Source organism: Streptomyces sp. NPDC104202, from assembly GCF_055584185.1.
Map to the genome: position 1 here is coordinate 72,286 of NZ_JBVJMN010000032.1, position 20,684 is coordinate 92,969.

Genomic DNA, 20,684 nt, shown 5'->3' on the forward strand with positions numbered 1-20,684 from the left:
TGCATGACGTCGCCTCTCTCTTCCGCCTGCCGCAGCCGGTTGGTCGCTGCGGTGCCCGAAGTCAACAGCGACCCCGGCGAGGGCCGCCATGCGCCGATTCATGTTCCCCATGTGAATTCTTCATACGGGAGAGATGTGCAGCTCAGTGGGCAACTCCCGGCGCTCTCGGCATGCTGGAGACCGAGATCGATAGGTGCGATGCCTGGAGGAACGCAATGTCCGAAGGTCCTACAAGGTTCGACCCCGTCAACGCCGGTCAGCAGCCCGGACCGCTGAGCATCGGACTGCTCGGCTCGCTGTCCCTGCATCTCGACCGGACGCCCGTGACGGCCAGCGCCCCCAAGCAGCGTCAGGTGCTCGCGCTCCTCGCGCTGAACGCCGGCCGGGTCGTGACCGTTCCGGCGCTCATCGAGGAGCTCTGGGGCGACCGTCCCCCGCGCAGCCACGCCACCACCCTGCAGACGTACGTCCTCCAGCTGCGCAACGCGCTGGCGGCCGCCGACTCCGACCGGCCCGGCGTGCGCCAGATACTCGGCACCTGCCACAGCGGCTACCTCCTGGAGGACGGCGCCTGTACGACGGACGTCGAGGTCTTCGAGCGCCACGTCCGCTCCGGCCGCAACGCCTCCGAGGCGGGCGACCACCGGCGTGCCTCCGAAGAGCTGCGCCAGGCGCTGCAGTTGTGGCGGGGACCCGCGCTGGTCGACGTCCGCAAGGGCAGCGTCCTGGAGATCGAGGCGGTGTCCCTGGAGGAGAGCCGGCTCGGCGCCCTCGAACGGCGCATCGAGTCCGACCTCGCCCTCGGCCGCCACGCCGACCTCCTCGGCGAGCTGACCCGCGTCGTCGCACGGAACCCCATGAACGAGAACCTGTGCGCCTACCTGATGATCGCCCTCTACCGGGCCGGTCGCGTCGGGCGCTCCCTGGAGGCGTTCCACCGCCTCCGTTCCGTGCTCAACCACGAGCTGGGCGTCGAGCCCTGCCCCCGGCTCCAGGGCCTGCAGACGGCCATCCTCTCCGGGGACCCGACCCTGGACGTCTGGTCCGTCTCCTGGTCCCCCGAGGAGTTCGCCGCCAACCGCCTCGCCCGCGCCTCCTGATCCCGCGCCGGGACCACCGTCCCGCCGCGGGAGCCGTCACCGACGGCGCACGGCTCCTGGCGGGAGGCGGGCGGACGGCCGGCCACCGGCCCCGGACCGGCACACCCCTCCGGTCCGTCCTCCCCGGGTCCGACCCCCGGGCCCTCCCCGCCAGCCCGTCCCCGCTCCTGCCCGCCCGGCCGACCCCCGGGTCCTCCCCGCCCGCCCGGCCGACCCCCGGTCCTGCCCGCCCGGCCGACCCCCGGGCCCTCCCCGCCCGGCCGTCCGACCCCCGGTCCTGCCCGCCCGGCCGCCCCCCCCGGGTCCTCCCCGCCCGGCCGTCCCCGGTCCTCCCCGCCCGGTCCCCGACGGCCCGACCAGCCGAGCCCCGGTCCGCCGGTCCGGCCCACCGGCCCCCGGTCCGCTCAGCCCTCGACCGTGATCTCCCGCTTCAGGATCTTGCCGGTCGGCCCCTTCGGCAGGCCCGGCACCAGCCGGACGATCCGCGGGTACTTGTACGGGGCCACCCGGTCCTTCACGAACGCGCGCAGCTCGTCCGCCGTGACCTCGGCGCCCGGCTTCAGGGTCACGACGGCCGCGACCTCCTCGCCGTGCACCTCGTGCGGGACGCCCACCACGGCGGCCTCGGCGACGGCCGGGTGCGCGTAGAGGACCTCCTCGATCTCGCGCGGGTAGACGTTGTACCCGCCGCGGATCACCAGGTCCTTCTTGCGGTCCACGATGAAGTAGAAGCCGTCCTCGTCGCGCCGGGCGAGGTCGCCGGTGCGGAACCAGCCGTCGGTGAAGGCGGCAGCGTCGGCCTCCGGACGGTTCCAGTACCCCGCCATGACGTTCGGTCCCCGGACGGCGATCTCACCGACGTCGCCCTCCGCGACCTCCTTGCCCTCGTCGTCGACCAGCCGCACCGACACGCCCTCGACGGGGGTGCCGATCGACCCCGGCTTGCGGGGCCCGTCGAGCGCGCCGAAGGTGACCACCGGAGCCGTCTCGGACAGGCCGTACCCCTCGACCACCGGACAGCCGAAGGCGGACTCGAAGCGGTACAGCACCTCCACCGGCATCGCCGAACCGCCGGTGACGCAGAGCCGCAGCCCCTCCTCGCCCGTCAGCCCGGTCGACCCGGCCGCCTCGGCGGCGGCGAGCAGGCCGAGGAACATGGTGGGCACCCCCTCCATCACCGTGACCCGGTCCCGGGCGAGGATCTCCAGCGCCTTCGCGGCGTCGAAGCGCGGCAGCAGCGTGATCTCGGCGCCGGTGAGGACCGCCGCGTTGAGACCGCAGGTCTGGCCGAAGACGTGGAAGAACGGCAGGCCGCCGAAGACCGTGTCCGCCGCCGACACCCCCAGCACCCGGGCCACCGTCGCGGTGTTGGAGCCCAGGTTGCCGTGGGTGAGCCGGGCGCCCTTGGGCCGGCCGGTGGTGCCCGACGTGTAGAGGAGGACGGCGAGGTCGTCGTCCGACCGTTCCACGACCCCGGCGAGCGGCTCGGCCCCGGCGAGCGCGGCGGCGAAGCCCGGGTCCGTCACGTCGACGCACGCGATGCCCAGCTCGTCCGCCGCCGCGCCGGCCTCGGCCATGGCCGCGCCCCAGGCCAGGATCAGCCGGACGCCGCAGTCGCCGGCGCCGTAGCCGATCTCCCCGGACTTCAGCAGCGGGTTCATCGGCACCGCGACCGCCCCGGCCCGCAGCACGCCGTAGTAGGCGACCGCGAAGTGCGGGATGTTCGGCAGCAGGATCGCCACCCGGTCGCCCGGCCCGACCCCGCGCGCGGCCAGCCAGCCGGCGACCAGCGCGCTCCGCTCGTCCAGCGCCCGGTAGTCGAGCACCTGGTCGTCCAGCCGGATCGCCGTGCCGTCCGGCCGCGCCGCCGCGGTACGGGCCAGGTTCTGCGCCAGATTGGTCACCGTCGACCTCTTTCCGATGGTTCGTGCGTGCTCCGGGCAGGCTATCCGCCGCCCGCGGCGCGATCGGACAGGCGGTCGACGGCGTTGCCACCAGCCGTTCGCGAGCCGGGCCTGCGATCCTCGTCCCCCACGGAGACGGCGCGACCGGGAAGGTGACCGGTGGAGGCCCTGATCGTTGCCCGGTCGTCAACGAATACAGCTGGAGGTGTGCGGTGGGCGGACAGTCGACGAGCATGACCAGGGACCTGCTCCTGGGCGAGGCCGAGGACGTACGGAGAGCGGCCGAGGCGCTGGAGGAAGGCGCCGCCGTGGCCCACGGCTTCGGCAACCTCTACGCCCTGACGGCCCGGCCCGACCGGGAGACCGTCGCCCGCGTGAACCGGATGAAGGGCCGCCCGGCCGACCAGGTCGGCAGCGTCACCACCGTCCGCGAGCGCGTCGGCTCCGTCTTCGACTGGACACGGCTCCCCTCCGAGCTGCCGCGCCGGCAGATCGAGGACCTCGTCGACGAGCTGCTCCACCTCGGCCCGTTCGGCTTCCGGGGCCCCGCCGCCGCGCACGTACCGTCCCATCTGACGGCGGAGCGCCAAGGCGTCGACACCGTGCAGCTGATCCTCCCCGGCCACCGCTGCCCGTCCCACGCCTTCCTCGCCGAGGCGATGGAGCTCACCGGCACCCGGTTCCTCGCCGTCACCTCGGCCAACCGCTCACACCTGCTGACCGGCGCGGAACACGAACCGGCGCACTGGCGCGCCGAGGGCGTGCTCGCGGACTTCGGCCACGAGCCGGAGGTCCGCGTCCTCGCCCACGCCGACGAGGCCGCCGCCCGTCGCCGCCACCCGCACCACGCGACGACCTCGACGACGGTCCTCTCCTTCCACCACACCCCCGGCCACGGCCGCTCGGGCATGCCCGCGCTCACCCTCGAACGGCACGGCTCCCTCTCCGTCGACCACACCCGGTCCGTCGCGGCGAACCACGGCTTCACCCTCGTCGTCGCCCCCGGCGCCGCCCACCGCCTCCCCGCCCGCATCTACGCGGACTGACGGCACGGCCGGTCACCGGGGCCCGTGCCCGCGGCCGCGCGGACGGACCCCGCGCCCCCACGCCCCGGGTGACGGCGCGTCCCCCCGGCCCCAGCCTCCCGGCGTCGGTCCGCCGGCTTCCTGACAGACCCTCACCCCGGCAGCCGACCCCGCGCCGGGGGCGGTCCGCTGCTGTCCCGTACGACGAGCTCAGGCGGCAGGGTCAGGCGTCGGGGCGACGGAGCGGGCCCGCCGACGGCGTCCAGGAGCAGCGTCACGGCGCGGCGGGCCATCAGGGCGTGCGGCAGGACGACGCTGGTCAGGGCCGGTGAGGACGAGGGACCGGCGGGGCAGTCGTCGTAGGCGACCACGGAGAGGTCCTCGGGCACGGAGCGTCCCGCCGCCCTGGCGGCCTCCAGGGCGGCCGTCGCGAGGACGTCGCGGGTGGCGAAGAGCGCCGTGGCGCGGGGGTGCGCGGCCAGGGCCTCGCGCGCCGCGTCGAACGCGCCCCGGAAGGAGGGCTCGTGGACGAGGTGCACGGCGCCGTCGGGCACCGTCCCTCCCGTCTGCGCGAACGCCGCCCGGAAGCCCTCCACCCGCCGTGCGTGCGTCGGGCCCGCGAGGACCACCACGTGGTCGTGGCCCAGCTCGCGGAGGTGACGGCCCGCCAGCCGGCCGCCCCGCTCGTAGTCCACGGTCACCACGGGGAAACGCTCGGGCGCGTCGGTCTCCCACGCGCACAGGGCCACCGGGAACCTTGCGTCGGCCAGCAGCGGCAGGTGGTCGAGGAGGTCCTGGTCGCCCGCGATGAGCAGGGCGTCCACGGAGCGGCTGGTGAGCCCGGCGAGGTGGCGGCGGGCGCGTTCGCCGTCCTGGCGCGTGGTGCAGAGGAGCAGGTGCACGCCGTGCTCCTCCAGCGCGTCCTCCACCTCCTCCACCAGTTGCGCGTAGAACGCGGTCCCCACGGTGGGGACGAAGAGACCCACGGTGCGCGTGGTGCCGGTGGCCAGGGACCGGGCCACGAAGTTGGGCACGTAGCCGAGGTCGTCGATCGCGGCCCGCACGCGCGCCGCGGTCTCCGGGCGCACACCGACCCGGCCGGTGACGACGTTGGAAACCGTCTGTTTCGTGACGCCGGCCCGCCGGGCCACGTCCTGCATCGTCACCATGGAGAACCTCATCCGACCGGTCGAAGCCGAGGTCGGAACGGTAGTACCGCTCCGGGGCCGGGTCAACGTGCCCTCTCCGCGGGCTCCTTGCGTCTGCGCCCGACGCGTGCGATTCCGTTGGATTCTGCGGAGAACTTTCCGCAAGGGCCTTGTTTTACCGGTCAAAGGAGCCGTACGTTCCCTCTGTCGGCAGGGCCCGTGACCCGGACCGCCGCCGACGTCCCGGCCCCCTCGGGACGCACCGCCCGGCCGCCCCGGCCCGCCCCGGTCCCTCCCCGGATCCGCCCCCGGAACCCGGCTCCGGACCTTCCGCACCCGGACGCGACCGCCCGACAGCCGTCCCGTCGCACCACCCGGCACCACCCCGGCTCGCCCCCGGACGAGCCCGCACGGTCAGACACCACCCCGGCTCGCCCCGCAGCCCCTCCCCGCACCACCCGGCACCACCCGGCCCGGCCCGGAAGCGTCTCCCGCACGACCCCGGCACCCCCCGGCTCCCTCGGGAGGAGCCCTCGCGACCCCCGGAAGCAAACGAGTTCCGACCCCCGAAAGCAACCGAGTTCCGACCCCGGCAGCACCCGGGTTCCGACCCCCGAAAGCACCCGAGTTCCGACCCCGGCAGCACCCGGGTCCCGCCGTATCCCCACCCCTGATGCCCACCCCCCCCCGCACAGCCGCGCCACTCCCTCCCCGGAGGGCGGGCGCACCCACGACCTCCCGGTGCCCGTCGGATTCCCCCGTGTCCCACGCCGCGGGTACCGGGACCCCGGCGACATCGGCGCGGCCCACCCGGGCCGGTACGGCCGAGGCCCGCTCCAGGGCCCCGCCCCGCCGACGAGCCGCCCCCACGGACGTCGGCGCCCGCGCGCCGCGCCCCCACGGACGCCGGCGCCGCGTGCGCGGCATCCCCCCACCCCACGAGGAGTACCCGTGTCAGCTCCCAGACGAAGGCTGGTCGGGGCGCTCGTCGCCCTGACCGCCGCCGCGGTCGGCGGCAGCGCACTGATCCCGGTGACCGCGGCGGCGGCGCCGGAGGCCGCCACCTACACCGTCACCGTCGGCGCGAAGGGGTCGTGGACCCACCCGACCGACACCCCGGCCGCGCCGTACATCGACAAGGACGGCACCTTCTACTTCCAGCAGTCCCACGCCCTCTACGGCGCGAACGACCCGCGCAAGTGGGAGTTCTACACGGGCTCGAACCTCGACACCGCGACCCGCTCGGCCGCGATCAGCGACGCCGTGAACCCGGCCAACGCCAAGGACAGGAACAACGACACCACCTGGCGCTGCAACAACAGCCCCACGGGGCTGGAGTCGTCGTACGCGCCGGCCGGGTCGGGCTACGCCCACCGGAACTACTGCGACCTGGCCGGCCTCTGGGTCGACCCGGACACCGGTGACTGGTACGGCCTCGTGCACAACGAGTTCACCCCGCAGCCCTTCGGCGACGGCCTCCACTTCGACGCCATCGACTACGCCGTCTCCAAGGACCAGGGCCGCACCTGGTCCGTCAAGGACCACGTCATCACCTCCCCGTACAGCACCACCCGGGGCGACACCGCGGCCTTCCCGCAGCAGACGTACGACTACGGCGACGGCGACCAGCGCCTCTTCGTGGACACCGCGTCGGGCTACTTCTACGCCTTCTACGGCTCGCGGATCGTGAACAAGGGCGGCGGCTGGGGGGCCTTCTACAGCCACGTGGCCCGCGCGCCGATCGCCGACAAGATGGCACCGGGCTCCTGGCAGAAGTGGTACGGCGGCAGCTGGTCGCAGCCCGGAAAGGGCGGCAAGGAGAGCAACATGGTGCCCGTCGGCGCCGCCGGCGGCACCGGGTACACGCCGACGAACAAGGAGTACAGCCCCTCCTCCCCCGGCAGCATCAGCCAGCAGGTCGCCGCGGGCACCATGCCGGCGACGTCCCCCCTGTTCGTCATGGACATCACCTACAACGCGTACCTCGGGCTCTACATCGGCGAGCCGCAGGCCGTCGACCAGAGCGGCAACGCGTCCCAGGAGCTCTACGCCACCGACGACCTGACCCGGCAGAAGTGGTTCCGTCTCGGTGACACCGGCAGCCACAGGAACGCCTCGTGGTACCGCTGGTTCCTCGACAGCGCGAACAAGACGAGCTCCGGCATCGTCGGCAAGGACTTCCGCTCCTACTGCTCCTTCGGCTGCTCGGGCGGCGCCTCCGCCGAGTACGTGAACCTCACCGTCAACACCTCCGCCCCCGCCGTGCCGGTCGACACCGGCACCTCCTACCGGATCTCCGGTGCCGGAGGCCGCGTCCTCGCCCAGGTCGCGGGCGGCTCCGCCACCACCTCCACCGCCGCCGCCACCGGCTCGGCCCTGGAGTCGTGGATCTTCACGTCCAACGGCGACGGCTCCCACCGCATCGCCAACGCTTCCACGGGCCGGCTGCTCGGCGTCGACTCCACCTCCGACGCCGGACGCGCCTGGGGCGCCAAGCCCACCGTCACCGCCGCCCCCGCCGGCGGTCCCACCGTCGGCCAGCAGTGGTGGGTCATCCCCGGCACCTCCGCCGCCGATGACACCCCCACCGGCACCTACCGCCTGGTCAACCGCTACAGCGGACTCGTGATCGGGCTGTCGGGCACGGCGGGCCGGCTCACCGAGACCACCCCCACCCGCACCTGGACCAACACCACCGGCAACGGCGTCGGCGGCACCCGCACCGCGGCCGAGCAGGTCCTGACCCTCACCCCGACCGGGACGGCGCCCTCGAACCTCGACGGCGTCCACACCCTCGTCGCCGGCGGCAAGGCGCTCGACGACCCCGACCACAGCACCACGGCCGGCACCCAGCTCATCACCTGGACGCCCAGCGGGGGCGCCAACCAGAACTGGCGCTTCACCCGGCAGTCCGACGGCTCCTACGTGATCGCCAACGTCGAGTCCGGCCTCTGCGCCGACGTCGAAGGCGCCTCCACCGCCGCCGGCGCCAGGATCGTCCAGTGGACCTGCACCGGTGGCCCCAACCAGCGCTGGAACGTCACCCGTCAGGCCGACGGCACCTACGAGGCCGCCTCCGTCCGCAGCTCCCTCCTCCTCACCACCGCCTCCACCGCCAACGGCGCCCTCGTCACCCAGCAGCCCGACACCGACTCCCCCCTCCAGCGGTGGTCCGTCAACTGACCACCCCCGCCCGACGCCACGCGCCCGCCCCCGCCCTCCCGGCGGGGGCGGGCCCGCCGCGTTCCCGGCGGACGACGGAGCACGGGGCCACTCCGCGTCGACGCCGGACCCGCGGACGGGGGCCTCCCGTCCACGGTCCGCGCCCCGTCCGGCCCGAAGGCCGGCGCCACGACCGAGGGGACCCGGTCAACCACGGGCGATCGGGCCGGACGTCCCGACGCCGGCCGTAGCCCGGTCGTGCGCGGGGCCGGGCGGGTGTGACGCGGTCGAGTGTGGTGGCCGGGCTCATGCCGACACGGATGATCCGGACACCGTCGCGCCTTCCACCCGAATGCCGCCGTGCCCCCTCGGCTCCCGCGCCGCCGGTCCGCCCCGGCGCGCCCCCGCCGCCCCCACCCGCCACCGGCCCCACCCGGACGCCCCCCGACACCTCCCGGCCCCACCCGGACGTCCGCCCGCACCGCCACTCTGACCAGCAAAAAGGACCCTCCCGAAGGAGGGTCCTCGTCGTGCGCCCCCGGCAGGACTCGAACCTGCGGCCAAGTGCTTAGAAGGCACTGGGTGGGTGGGGCATAGGGCGGCTCTGACCTGCGCGGATGTGGCCGGTAGCCGGGCGCCGCCGAAAACTTCGGGCGTTTTCGGGACGGCTGGACTGTCGGTGGCTCCGGATAGCGTGCGGCGCATGGGAGCGAAGACGGCGCTACTGGCGTACGCGGACGGAGATGTGGCCTCGGTGCTGAAGGCGGTTGGTGAGCCGACAGCCGAGGACACGGCGGCGCTGATCGCCCGAGTCTTTCCGGGCTGTCGTGCGGACCCGACGGAGGGTGAGGCCCTGGGAGAGGCGACGTACCCGCCGGACGGCCTCACGTACGCGGCGAGCTTCCCGGGCGTGGACCTGGTCTGCGATCGGCGTCTGATGTTCGACCGCCCGTCGGAGCTTCCGACGCACCTCCTGGAAGCGGCAGCAGGACGCTCCGTCATCCTGCACGCGATGCACAGCGTCTCGGACTGGGTCGCCTTCGCGGTGTGGGAAGACGGCCGTCTGGTCCGCTCACTGAGCCTCTCCCCGAACGGCGGCATCGCGGAGAACATCGGCGACCCGTTCCCCTTCGAGGCGCCCTATTGGGCGGGTGACCGTCCCGTGGAGTTCGACCCGGACTGGGACGAGGCGCCGTACGCGCTGCCCTTCCACCCTCTGGAACTGGGCAACGAAGCCCTGCGCGCCTTCTTCGGCTTCCTCCTGGAAGGCCGGCCCTTGCCCGAGGACGTCGACCCGGATGAGGTCCCACTGCTCGGTTTCCGCCTGTTCGCCGACAGCAATGAGCCGAGCAGCTGACACCGCCCAGACGATGGCATCCGTCTGAGATAGGTTGACGATTCACGTCTGCAAGGGGGTGCGACGGTGGCCGGTCTTGCTCCGGACGTCAAATTCATCGCGGAGGGAATGATCCGCGGGTCCATGGGGCTTCTCGACACGATGCGGGGAGCACGTGACACGGCCATTGCCGTCGGCCACGAACTGGCGCGACAACAGGGGATGGCAGGGGACGACGAGGCGGGGCGAGCATTTGCCAAGGTGTACGTCTCGGCAGCCACCGCGACGCTCGACAAGATGGGCTTCAGCTCCTACGTCCTTGGCGAGACGAGCAAGGGGCTGATGCGCAACGCCCGCGAGTTCATGGCCGAGGAGAGCCGACAGGTCTCGGCCTTCCTGGGCCGGCAGGCCGACCTCACGGCGGGAATGGGCGACCCCGGCGCCGACTGCACCGAGAACTACCTCGGGCTGGGCCAGGAGCTCCCCGAGGTGGTGGGGGAGACCGCCTGGTACGAGCAGTACGCCCCCGGCGGGGGCAGTGACCGCTTCCGTGGCTCGCCGGAGAAGATCCGGGACGTCGCCGGCTCCTGGCGTCACGCCGGGGTGCTCATGCAGCGTTTCCTCGAGGACGCCCAGACCTACGCCCTCATGGCGAGCAAGGCACACTCCGGCGAGGCCGCCGATGCCTTCCAGACGTACGTCAAGCACAGCGTCGGCCTCACCTGTCCTCCCGCGAAGGCGGAGGAAGGTGAGCCTCTGGTGACGAACCTCGTCGCCGCCTGCACGCAGATAGCCAAGGCATGCGACCGGTACGCCGAGCACGTGGAGGCCGCCAAGGCGAAGATCGCCGAGCGCAAACTGGACTTCTTCGCGGTCGACATGCCCTGGGACCAGCCGATGTTCGGGGGCAACGGATACGACGGCGGACTGCTCGACGCTGTGCTCGGGGACTCCTGGATCCGGGACCTCGGCTCCGTGGGCCACGCACTGGACTCGTCAGCCGCACGCATCAAGCTCCCCGCCGCCGATCCGCCGGCGGCACCCGCCATCCCCGGACTCCCGTTCCTGCCGCCCCTCATCCCCGCGCCGATTCCCGTACCCGTCCCGGTCGTCCTCGCGTCGTACACCGGGCAGGTGCCGGCCCTGGCTCCGATGATCAACCCTGTCGACCCGGGTATCTCCTTCGTCGACCCGATTCCGCCGGTTCCTGGGACGACCCGCCTCCTCACTGCGGCAGAGCAGCAGCAGTTCCGCGCGTGGACGCATACCCTCCGACCCGGCGGCCTGGCCGGCGGCGGTGGCCCGGCGGCCCCGGACAACGCCTACCAGCTCCGCGTGGCCGGCTACCCCGAGCGGGAGGTGCCGTTGCTCGGGAGCAAGCGCGGACTGATGGTGGACGGCATACGCCCCCTCGATGGCCACCTCGTCGAGGCGAAGCACGTACGGGACCCGGACTGCACGAAGAAGAGCTTCCGCACCCTCGACCGGGTCGAGGAGACCCTGACGAAGCCTGTCAAGATCAACAATCAGGGGAAGATCTCATGGGACCCGGTCGTCGACTCCATGTACGCGGGTGACGAGAAGGAGCTCGTCCGCTACAAGCAGGCCATGGCCAACCCCGCCAACAGCGAGATCAGGGGCCTGGAGATCGTGACGAACGGCAGGGACAACGCCGTCTACTGGCAGTCCATGATGGCGATGACGGGCACGCCCGGCTCGACGCGGTACGTCCCCTGAGAACAAGGAAGACCATGGCCACGGAACGGAACATCCGGACGAACTTCGCCTTCTATCCCCCCGAGGAGGACGGCGGAGCCTGGCGCGCCACGCTGGACTCCCTGGAGCGGGCGCTGCGAGGGTCCTTCCCCGACCCCACCATCGGCCACCGGAGGTCCGGCGTCCACGAGATGACCGTGTTGGACTTCGAGATCGAGCTGGCGCCGGACGTGTGGCTGGACGGCACCGCGGCCATCACCGAGCCCGACTACGCCTACATCACCCTCACCGATGTGACGGCGGACGAAGCCGGCGCCTTCGCCGTCTGGCTGCGCGATTCCTTCGCTCCGGCGCCCAACCTCGTGCGCTTCGCCAGCAGCCTCGCCATGGCGAACGGCGAGGACACCCCCTCGCCGCTACCGAGCCGAGGGAGCCGAGAAGCCATCAGCGACCTGCTGCGCCGGCACCTCGACGCATTCGACTACTGACCCGCGACCGCCAAGCGGCTGCCGAGTGTGTGACCCTGCTTCCCGTCGCTCTGATCGGCCGCCGGAACGGAGGACCGCGGTTTCACAGCCCCGGATACCTCCCGCCGAGCCCAGGAGCAGGCTGGGCTCGAAGCGGCGGCCCGACGGGTGCAACGCCGGCCGCTCTACCTCTGCCCGGACGGGACGTGTGCTGACACTGTCGGCGGGTGGCCGGAGCGCGCGCATCTCGTCGGGCCCGTGCTGCCCGCCAGGCATCGGTGATGCAGCCCTCTTCCATGTCCCACCAGCCCTGGGCTACGCCGTGATCGAAGAGCCGCTGGATCTTCGCGAGGTTCACCTCCGGCGGCACATCGAGAGCGACCATGCCGAACCGCTCGATCCCCCCTCCCAGTTCCGCGAAGGCGTTCAGAACGCTTTGCCGCGCCATGCCAGATCCCTTGTCACGCAGCACGATCAGCCGGAGCGTGTAGTTCTGCGGCACGGCGGCTGGGTTCGCTGTTGCCTCGCGTTGCCCGAGCGGGGAACGATCGGCAGTGACGTAGGTACGGCCGACCCGAAGCCTCGGGAGACCGCCTGATCTCCTGGTGTGCCGCCTCTCCTCTTCTGCGGCCCGGAGAAGGATCCAGTTCGCCCGAGGCAGACGAGGAAGGGCGCGAAAGGACTGGTCACGGCCCTGGGGGCTATGTCAACGTGGACGACCGCCCGAGCCCTCGACCCCGTGGAGGTGTCCCTGTACCCCCACCACGAACGGGGAGACCTTCCGGTCGCCTGGCAGATGTCTGCCCGGTCGCATCCCGGCAGCGCTCTGCCGGAGTGGAACGTGTACGTCACCGCCGACGTCCCCCACGAGGCGCTGACCGACTTCCTTCTCGCGCTCGACGTCCGCGCGGAACCTACCTTCTCCCTCGCGACCACGTCCTCGCCGGGATCGACCGCATGCCCACCGTCGCCGTCCTCGACCGCCTCTGCGCCCTCGACGAGGCGCCGTGGGCCGACATGAGCGGCCGGCCGCTCGACTCCCGGGGCCTCGCGAAGATGCTGGGTGAGTACATGACCGGCGACAACGTCCCGGTCAAGGCCCGCAACATCAAGACCGCCGGATCGGTGCTCAAGGGGTACTACGCGGCCGATCTCCAGGACGCCTGGGACCGGTACTGCCCCCCTCCCCTCCAGAAGTCCGCTACCTCCGCTACCGCGCAGGTCAGCGGGCCGGAAACGGTAGCGGAAGACCTCTTCACCGCCGCTACCTAGCCGCTACCCCGCTACCGGCCCCACGCCCCCACGGGCGGGGGCCGGTAGCGGACCGGCGGGGCCAGGCCCCCGCCGGAGATCGAGGTGATCCTCAGGTGGGTGCAGCGGCAGTCCCTCTCCATGGCGGCCTGGGAAGACGAGAACACGGTGGAGGCGGTGCTGCGAGTAGCCGCGACGAAGCTGGACGGGACTCCCGTGGCCGCCAGTTCGGCGCGACGGACCAAGCGGGTCCTGAACGTCCTCTTCGAGCACGCCATCAAGAAGAAGGTGCTTAAGGAGAACCCGCTCCCGAAGGGCAAGGGAAGCAGCTCCACCGCGGCGAAGACCTCCTCCGCCGTCGACAAGCGCTCGCTGCTCAACCAGGACCAGGCCGCCAAGCTGCTTGGCTGGGTCTACGGCCGGCCGAGGGGCGGCCAGCGGCTGCACACCTTCTTCGCCGCGATGTACTACGCCGCCGCCCGACCCGAGGAGGTCGTCGCGATCGACGTCGGAGATGTCCGTCTGCCCGCCGCGGACGCCGAGGACCAGTGGGGCGAACTGTTGCTCCACACCGCCCACCCCGAGGTCGGCAAGCAGTGGACGAACACGGGGGAGGTGCGCGAGCAGCGCGGACTGAAGGGGAGGGCTGCCGACGACACGCGGACGGTGCCATGCCGTCCCGCCCTGACGCGGATCCTCCGGGCCCACATCGAGAGAGAGGGGGCTGAAGCCGGGAGAGCTCCTGATGCAGGGGGAGAGGGGTGGGGACCTTGCAGGGTCCGTGATCCGCCGCGCGTGGCGGCGGGCCCGGAAGGAGGTGCTGACCCCGTACGAGTTCGGCTCGCCGCTCGGGCGGCGCGTTTACGACCTTCGGCACACCTGTCTGACGAACTGGCTGAACGCCGGAGTGCCGACCGCGACCGTGGCGGAGTGGGCGGGCAACAGCGTGCCCGTGCTGCTCGCCACATACGCCCGCTGCATCGACGGGCAGCTCGATGATCTGAAGCAGCGGATCGAGGAGGCGGGGGAGCTGCCCGACCCCGCCTCGGCGAGGGGGTGAAACGCCACCGCGTATTCACCGCAGCCACCCGCAGAAACGCCGGATCAGCCGGAGCCAGCCGGACACGTCGCCTGCCTGCCAGGAGGCGTGTCCGGTCCGGGACCGCGCCCCTGCAAACGGCGATGACCAGCCAAAAGGACCCTCCCGAAGGAGGGTCCTCGTCGTGCGCCCCCGGCAGGACTCGAACCTGCGGCCAAGTGCTTAGAAGGCACCTGCTCTATCCACTGAGCTACGGGGGCCGGGTGGTGGCTGGGCGGCCGGGAGCCCGCCGGAGGTGGGCTGTGGCCTGCCGGGACAAGGATAGGGCTCCGATCGCCTTGGCCCGGTTGCTTCACCTGCGTGGCACGATGTGGAGGTTCGGTGAAGCGGAACGATAATCGCAGGCAGGTGCGATTCGCGCAGCGCTTTTTTCGCCAAGGGGGACGGGTGTTGTGCACTCGTTATGCCCGGACTTCCGGTCGCCGCCCCTCTCTTCGGCGCGCAGGGCCGCAATAGGCTTCAAAAACACTCATAAATTGGGCATTCTTCGCATGTGGTGACCTTGGACGAACGGCCTCAGCTGATCGACGCACTCTCCGCCCTGCGCGACCGTGTCGCCGCCGTGCGTCTTCCCCTCCCTCTGCCGGACACCCCGCGGGCCCGCCAGACACGTGCCGAGCTGCTCGCCCAGCTCGACGACTATCTGGTCCCCCGGCTGAAGGATCCCGACGCGCCGCTCCTCGCGGTGGTCGGCGGCTCGACGGGAGCGGGGAAGTCGACCCTGGTCAACTCCCTTGTCGGGCGGCGGGTCAGCGAGTCGGGGGTGCTCAGACCCACGACGCGGACGCCGGTGCTCGTCTGCCATCCGGAGGACCACCACTGGTTCGCCGGCATGCGGGTCCTGCCGCAGCTGACGCGGGTCTGGCTGCCGCAGGCCGACGAGGACCACCCGGCCGAGGAGGGCCCGCCGGAGGAGAACGCCCTCCGGGTGGAGACGGCGTCCTCGCTGCCCCGCGGTCTCGCGCTGCTCGACGCCCCCGACATCGACTCCCTCGTCGTCGAGAACAGGCTGCTGGCCGCCGAGTTGATCTGCGCCGCCGACATCTGGGTGATGGTGACGACGGCCTCGCGGTACGCCGACGCCGTGCCCTGGCACCTGCTCCGGACCGCCAAGGAGTACGACGCCACCCTCGTCACCGTCCTCGACCGGGTCCCGCACCAGGTCATCGGGGAGGTCTCCCGGCAGTACGAGGCGCTGCTCGACAAGGCGGGGCTCGGGGACGTGCCCCGCTTCACCATCCCCGAGCTCCCCGAGTCGGCGGGCGGCGGGAGCGGACTGCTCCCCGACAGCGCCGTCGCCGCCCTGCGCGGCTGGCTGGCCCACCGCGCCGAGGACCCGGCGGCCCGGCAGCAGGCCGCCGACCGGACCGCGTCCGGCGTCATCGACTCCCTCGACGCCCGGCTCCCCGAACTGGCGGGCGCGGTCGCCGCGCAGTACGCCGCCGCCGTCCGGCTCGGCGGCGTCGTCGAGCGCGCGTACGGGGAGGAGGCCAAGCGGGTGCGGCAGCAGCTCGGGCGCGGCACCGTCCTCGCCGGCGACGCCCGCACCCGCTGGCGCGGCTATCCCCGCGACAGCACCGCCGAGGAACTCCTCGACGCCCTCGCCGAGTCCCTCGCCGCGCTCCTGCACTGCGCCGTCTCGGCGGCCGAGGAGCGCGTCCGGGACACCTGGCGCCGCGAGCCCGCCTCCGCGGCCCTGGGCCCGCACCGCGCGGGCGGCGACCGGGAGGCGGCGGAGCGGATCGGCGTGGAGGTGCGGCGCTGGCGGCGCGTCCTGGAGGAGCTGGCCGAGGAGGAGGTGCGCGACGTCGAGCGCCCCTCCGGCCCGCGGGCGGCCCGCGCCGCCCTGCCGGAGGCCGACACCGTCGCCGCGCTGCTCGCCGCCTCCCTCCTCGGCGGCCGCCGCACCCGCTCCGCCGGCGAGCGCCTCGCCGAACTCCTCGGCGCCCAGGTCGCCCTGCGGCTGCGCGACAAGGGCGGCGAACTGGTCCTCACCCATGTCGACCGCGTCCTGCACGCCGAGCGCGACCGGCGCCTCGCCCCGCTCGAACAGCTCGACGTGACCCCCGAGCCGCAGGCGGAGCTGATCGCCGCGCTCTCCGTACTGCAGAAGGAGAAGTGACGTGGTGGACCTGGCGGACGACGGCCGGGAACGCGGCCGGGAGCGGGACGGGGCGGCCGGCCGCGGCCGGGAGAGCTGGGACGACGGGCTGATCGCCCGGCGGGCGGCCGAACGGGCCGCCGCCAGGGAGGCGGACCCCGCGGAGGAGGTCCGTGAGGAGGACACGCTGCCGCCCCTGGGCGGGGCGTACGGCGGACCGCTCCGCGCCCGGCTCGACGCCCTGCACGAACTCGTGGGGCTCTCGCGGACCCGGGTCGAGGGCGAAGCCCTCGCCGAGGCGGGGCGGGTCCTCGACGAGGCGGCCGCCCGCCAGCGGCTCTCCTCCCGGCACACCGTGATCGCGATCGCCGGCGCCACGGGCAGCGGCAAGTCGACGCTCTTCAACGCCCTCGCCGGCGTCCCCGTCTCCGAGACCGGGCTGCGGCGCCCCACCACCTCCGCGCCGATCGCGCTCAGCTGGTCCGAGGGGGCCGCCGGACTGCTCGACCGGCTCGCCGTCCCCGGCCGGCTGCGCCGCCGCCCCCTCGCCGGCGGAGCCGCCGACACCGAACTCCAGGGGCTCGTCCTCATCGACCTGCCCGACCACGACTCGGCGGTCACCGCCCACCGCGACCAGGTCGACCGGGTCCTCGGCCTGGTCGACGCCGTCATCTGGGTGGTCGACCCCGAGAAGTACGCCGACGCCGCCCTCCACGAGCGCTACCTCAGGCCGCTCTCCGGGCACGCCGAGGTCACCTTCGTCGTCCTCAACCAGATCGACCGGCTCGGCACCGAGGCCGCCGACCTCGTCCTCGACGACCTGCGCCGCCTGCTCGACGAGGACGGCGTCGCGCTCGGCGAGCACGGCGAGCCCGGCGCGACGGTGCTGTCCGTCTCCGCGCTCACCGGCGAGGGCGTGCCCGAACTGCGCGAGCTCGTGGCCCGGTTCGTCCAGGAACGCACCGCTCCGGAACGGCGGCTCGCCGCCGACGTCGACGCGGCCGCCGCCAAGCTCCGCCCGGCGTACGTCACCGAGGGTCGGTCGGGTCTCGACGAGCGGGCCAGGGACGCGTTCGCGGACCGGCTCGCCGTCGCCGTCGGCGCCCAGGCCGCGGGCGAGGCCGCCGAGCGGGTCTGGCGCCGGGGCGCCATCCGCGCCTGCGGCACGCCCTGGCTGCGGCTCTACCGCCGCTACGAGCGGATGCGCGCGCACGGCTACCCCGGCCCGCGCCCGACCGCCCCGGCCGAGGAGGAGGTGACGGCGCGCCAGCGGGTCGAGCAGGCGGTGCGGATCGTCGCCGACGAGGCGTCGAGGGGGCTTCCGGCGCCGTGGGCGCAGGCGGTGCGCGAGGCCGCGGCCCGCGGGGCGGAGGGGCTGCCCGAGGCCCTGGACGAACTCGCGGTCTCCGTGGGCGATCCGGCGGCCCGGCCGCCGCGCCCCGCCTGGTGGCCCGCGGCCGTGCTCGCCCAGGTGGTGATGACGCTCCTGCAGGTGTTCGGCGCGCTGTGGCTGGTGGGCCAGATCATCGGCGTCGTGCCGCCGGGCCTGCTGCCGCCGGTCCTGGTGATGATCGGCGGCATCGTGGGCGGTCCGCTCGTCGAATGGGCCTGCGAGAGCGCGGTGAAGGGGCCGGCCCGGCGGTACGGGCAGGAGGCCGAGCGGCGGCTGCGCGAGGCGGCGGCCGCCTGCGGCCGGGCCCGGGTGCTCGATCCGGTGGCGGCGGAGCTGGTGCGCTACCGCGAGGTGCGCGAGCAGTACGCGACGGTGGTGGGCTCGCGGGCCTCGGCCCGGGTGGTCGGCGGGCTCCGGACCGGAACGACGCGGTTCGGCGCCACCCGCGCCGGAGTTCGGGGGAGATAGCGCCCCCTCTCCCTTTCGCCCTCGTTCACCCTCCCGGGTGAGGGAGCCGTCCCCCGCCGCGCGGTCGTCCACAGGCCCCGGCGGGCTGGGGCGTTCCGCCCCAGCATGGGTGTCGAAGCAGGACGACACAGGAGAACGGGGGCGAACGAACCATGAACGACACGACCGTGACGCTCGTCGGCAACGTGGCGACGGCGGTGGAGTACCGGGACACGGCGACGGGCGGGGTGGCCAGGTTCCGCTTCGCGGTGACGGCACGCCGCTGGGACCGCGAGAACGGGCTCTGGACCGACGGTCCCACCAGCTTCTACACGGTCTCCGCGTGGCGCTCGCTCGGGGCCAACCTGGCGGCCTCCGTCTCGGTCGGTGAACCCCTGGTGGTGCACGGCCGTCTGAAGGTGCGTGAGGACGAGCGGGACGGGCAGCGCAAGACCTTCGTGGACGTCGCCGCGCTCGCCGTGGGCCACGACCTGAGTCGCGGGACGGCCGCGTTCCGGCGCGCGGCCGCCCGGCAGGAGACGGCCGCCGACCCCGGGGCGGGTGGCGGACCGGGGCTCGGGACCGGGGCCGGCACCGGCCCCGAACTCGCCGCGCGGAGGGGTCGGGAGGACCCGTCCGGCGCGTCCGGCGACACGGCGTCCGACCCCTGGGAAGTGCCTCCGGAGGGGGTGACAACGCGGCTGGTAACCGCGTCTTGACCATGCGTCGTGGCGATTTGTCGACCAACTCGTAGAGTGCATAACGATTCCGAGACGGAATGGTTATCTGACCGTATGGCCGGGCACCCAGGGGTTCCGCATCCCTAGGATTCCCGAATACTCATGTGGCACGTGAGCCCATCGAGTCTGTGAGTCTGCTGGCGTGCGCTCCCCCCACGTGAATCGACCAAAGTTCGCGGAGCCGCCGCCCGGAGGGGAATCCAATGTTTTCAGTTCGTGGGCGGGGCACTGCTCGCCGCCTTGCCGCTGCCACTCTGGTCTCGGGCCTCGTCGCCGCCGGCGCGATAGGCATCGCGGGACCGGCTGCGGCCGAAGATGGCTCGGGTGACAACGGCGGCGCGACCGCCACGCTGGGCCAGCTGAAGATCTCCGGCAAGGTGAAGATCACCGAGAAGATCAACGGCAAGGACCAGGTCTGGGAGGAGAGCGGCGGCCTCTTCGAGATGAAGGTCGAGAACGGCGGCAGCCTTCAGACCTACTGCATCGACTTCCGCACGGGTGCTCACGAGGGCAAGAAGTACAAGGAGGTCGGCTGGGACCAGTCGTCCCTCCACAACAACCCCGACGCGGGCAAGATCCTCTGGATCCTGGAGAACTCCTACCCGAACGTCTCGGTCGCCGCCCTCGGCGAGAAGACCAAGATCGAGGGTCTGACCGAGAAGACCGCCGCCGCCGCCACGCAGGCCGCGATCTGGCGCTACTCGGACAAGGTCGACGCCACCCCGGTCGACGCGGCCGGTCAGAAGCTGACCGCGTACCTGCTCGACAACGCCAAGCAGGTCGAGGAGCCGAAGGCCTCCCTCAGCCTGTCGCCGTCGTCCGTCACCGGCAAGGCCGGCGACCGCCTCGGCCCGATCAAGGTCGGCACCAACGCCTCCGAGGCGCAGCTCTCGGTCGTCCCGGGCGCCCCGGCCGGCATCGGCGTCGTCGACAAGGACGGCAAGGCCGTCACCAAGGCCAAGGACGGTGACGAGGTCTTCGTCGACGTCCCGAAGGGCACCGCCGACGGCACCGCCGAGGTCAAGGCCGAGGCCACCACGAAGGTCCCGCTCGGCCGCGCGTTCGTCAGCGTCCAGGGCAAGAGCCAGACGATGATCCTGGCCGGCTCCAGCAACTCCACCGTGACCGCCAACGCCACCGCCTCCTGGGCCAAGAAGGGCGCCATCCCGGGCGTCTCCGTCGCCAAGGACTGCGAGAAGGGCGGCCTCTCCATCGTCGCCACCAACGCGGGTGACGAGGACTGGACCTTCGAGCTGAAGGGCACCTCCTACACGGTTCCCGGCGGCGAGACCAAGACCATCACGGTCCCGCTGGCCGAGGACGAGGCCTACAAGTTCACCATCACCGGCCCGAACGAGTTCGAGCAGACCTTCGAGGGCGTCCTGGACTGCAAGACGGCCACCCCCGGCCCGAAGCCGTCGGAGACCCCCTCCACCTCCCCCTCGGTCGAGCCCTCGCCGTCCACCCCCGGCACCACCGGTGACACCACGGCCGGCACCACCGGCTCCACCGGCGGCGGCGACCTCGCCGAGACCGGCAGCTCCAACGCCACCCCGATGATCGCCGGCATCGCCGCCGCGCTCGTCGTGGTCGGTGGCGGCGCGGTGTTCTTCCTCCGCAAGAAGAAGGCCGCAGGCCAGTAATCCCGGGCCCGGGGGGGGGGGGGGGGGGGGGGGGGGGGGGGAGGAGCGGGGGGGGGGGGGGGGGGGGGGGGTCTTCCAGCGCACAAGCCACGGGAGGAAAGTGGGTGGGGGGGGGGGGGGGGGGGGGGGGGGGGGGCGATGGAGGGAGAAGG

General features: G+C 73.0%; 16 protein-coding genes and 2 tRNA genes. 13 read left to right on the plus strand and 5 right to left on the minus strand.

What is annotated here, in order from left to right:
• The first annotated feature begins 215 nt into the window (after positions 1-215).
• Complete coding sequence (locus tag ACZ60W_RS21180) at positions 216-1,100, plus strand: AfsR/SARP family transcriptional regulator (RefSeq protein WP_366305799.1); 885 nt, start codon at positions 216-218, stop codon at positions 1,098-1,100.
• 404 nt (positions 1,101-1,504) lie between these two features.
• Here the strand turns inward: ACZ60W_RS21180 and ACZ60W_RS21185 are convergent, their stop codons facing one another.
• On the minus strand, positions 1,505-3,004 hold the full coding sequence (locus ACZ60W_RS21185) for a long-chain-fatty-acid--CoA ligase (RefSeq protein WP_469756876.1): 1,500 nt from the start codon (positions 3,002-3,004) through the stop codon (positions 1,505-1,507).
• Between the two features lie 233 nt (positions 3,005-3,237).
• Here ACZ60W_RS21185 and ACZ60W_RS21190 point away from each other — a divergent pair, with 233 nt between their 5' ends.
• Complete coding sequence (locus tag ACZ60W_RS21190; RefSeq protein ID WP_469756877.1) at positions 3,238-4,050, plus strand: L-threonylcarbamoyladenylate synthase; 813 nt, start codon at positions 3,238-3,240, stop codon at positions 4,048-4,050.
• A 131-nt stretch (positions 4,051-4,181) separates the two neighbouring features.
• On the opposite strand, the gene ACZ60W_RS21195 is transcribed toward ACZ60W_RS21190, so the two are convergent.
• Positions 4,182-5,198: a LacI family DNA-binding transcriptional regulator gene (locus tag ACZ60W_RS21195; RefSeq protein WP_469756878.1), complete on the minus strand. Its 1,017-nt coding sequence runs from the start codon at positions 5,196-5,198 to the stop codon at positions 4,182-4,184.
• A 930-nt stretch (positions 5,199-6,128) separates the two neighbouring features.
• Between ACZ60W_RS21195 and ACZ60W_RS21200 the strand changes: the two genes are divergently transcribed.
• A complete protein-coding gene (locus ACZ60W_RS21200; RefSeq protein WP_469756879.1) occupies positions 6,129-8,360 on the plus strand; it encodes an RICIN domain-containing protein in 2,232 nt (743 codons plus the stop codon).
• Between the two features lie 512 nt (positions 8,361-8,872).
• Here ACZ60W_RS21200 and ACZ60W_RS21205 read toward each other — a convergent pair.
• A tRNA-Ser gene (locus ACZ60W_RS21205) sits at positions 8,873-8,977 on the minus strand.
• Between the two features lie 65 nt (positions 8,978-9,042).
• Here ACZ60W_RS21205 and ACZ60W_RS21210 point away from each other — a divergent pair.
• The 3 genes from ACZ60W_RS21210 (at position 9,043) to ACZ60W_RS21220 (ending at position 11,879) form a co-directional block, all read left to right on the plus strand.
• On the plus strand, positions 9,043-9,696 hold the full coding sequence (locus ACZ60W_RS21210; RefSeq protein WP_469756880.1) for a DUF6928 family protein: 654 nt from the start codon (positions 9,043-9,045) through the stop codon (positions 9,694-9,696).
• Between the two features lie 240 nt (positions 9,697-9,936).
• Positions 9,937-11,412 carry a restriction endonuclease fold toxin-2 domain-containing protein gene (locus ACZ60W_RS21215; RefSeq protein WP_469756881.1) on the plus strand — a complete coding sequence of 492 codons (1,476 nt, stop codon included), beginning with the start codon at positions 9,937-9,939 and terminating at the stop codon, positions 11,410-11,412.
• A gap of 14 nt (positions 11,413-11,426) precedes the next feature.
• Entirely contained in the window at positions 11,427-11,879 is a 453-nt protein-coding gene (locus ACZ60W_RS21220) for a hypothetical protein (protein WP_469756882.1), read from the plus strand.
• Between the two features lie 82 nt (positions 11,880-11,961).
• On the opposite strand, the gene ACZ60W_RS21225 is transcribed toward ACZ60W_RS21220, so the two are convergent.
• Positions 11,962-12,360, minus strand: coding sequence for a DUF4265 domain-containing protein (locus tag ACZ60W_RS21225; RefSeq protein ID WP_469756883.1), 399 nt, complete (start codon positions 12,358-12,360; stop codon positions 11,962-11,964).
• A gap of 294 nt (positions 12,361-12,654) precedes the next feature.
• On the opposite strand from ACZ60W_RS21225, the gene ACZ60W_RS21230 reads away from it, so the two are divergent.
• The 3 genes from ACZ60W_RS21230 (at position 12,655) to ACZ60W_RS21240 (ending at position 14,108) form a co-directional block, all read left to right on the plus strand.
• Positions 12,655-12,879: a hypothetical protein gene (locus ACZ60W_RS21230; protein WP_469756891.1), complete on the plus strand. Its 225-nt coding sequence runs from the start codon at positions 12,655-12,657 to the stop codon at positions 12,877-12,879.
• Positions 12,816-13,130 (plus strand): DUF3631 domain-containing protein, encoded by a 315-nt coding sequence (locus tag ACZ60W_RS21235; protein WP_469756884.1) that lies wholly within the window; start codon positions 12,816-12,818, stop codon positions 13,128-13,130. The genes ACZ60W_RS21230 and ACZ60W_RS21235 overlap by 64 nt, the downstream gene beginning before the upstream one ends.
• 99 nt (positions 13,131-13,229) lie before the next feature.
• Positions 13,230-14,108, plus strand: coding sequence for a hypothetical protein (locus ACZ60W_RS21240; protein WP_469756885.1), 879 nt, complete (start codon positions 13,230-13,232; stop codon positions 14,106-14,108).
• A gap of 227 nt (positions 14,109-14,335) precedes the next feature.
• Here the strand turns inward: ACZ60W_RS21240 and ACZ60W_RS21245 are convergent.
• Positions 14,336-14,408 (minus strand) — tRNA-Arg (locus ACZ60W_RS21245).
• 302 nt (positions 14,409-14,710) lie between these two features.
• Between ACZ60W_RS21245 and ACZ60W_RS21250 the strand changes: the two genes are divergently transcribed.
• The 4 genes from ACZ60W_RS21250 (at position 14,711) to ACZ60W_RS21265 (ending at position 20,532) form a co-directional block, all read left to right on the plus strand.
• Positions 14,711-16,330 (plus strand): dynamin family protein, encoded by a 1,620-nt coding sequence (locus ACZ60W_RS21250; protein ID WP_469756892.1) that lies wholly within the window; start codon positions 14,711-14,713, stop codon positions 16,328-16,330.
• Position 16,331: 1 nt separating this feature from the next.
• Positions 16,332-18,170, plus strand: a complete 1,839-nt coding sequence (locus tag ACZ60W_RS21255) for a GTP-binding protein (protein WP_469756886.1) — start codon at positions 16,332-16,334, stop codon at positions 18,168-18,170.
• Positions 18,171-18,322: 152 nt separating this feature from the next.
• A complete protein-coding gene (locus ACZ60W_RS21260; protein WP_469756887.1) occupies positions 18,323-18,868 on the plus strand; it encodes a single-stranded DNA-binding protein in 546 nt (181 codons plus the stop codon).
• A gap of 224 nt (positions 18,869-19,092) precedes the next feature.
• Complete coding sequence (locus ACZ60W_RS21265) at positions 19,093-20,532, plus strand: Cys-Gln thioester bond-forming surface protein (RefSeq protein ID WP_469756888.1); 1,440 nt, start codon at positions 19,093-19,095, stop codon at positions 20,530-20,532.
• The last annotated feature ends 152 nt before the right edge of the window (positions 20,533-20,684 follow it).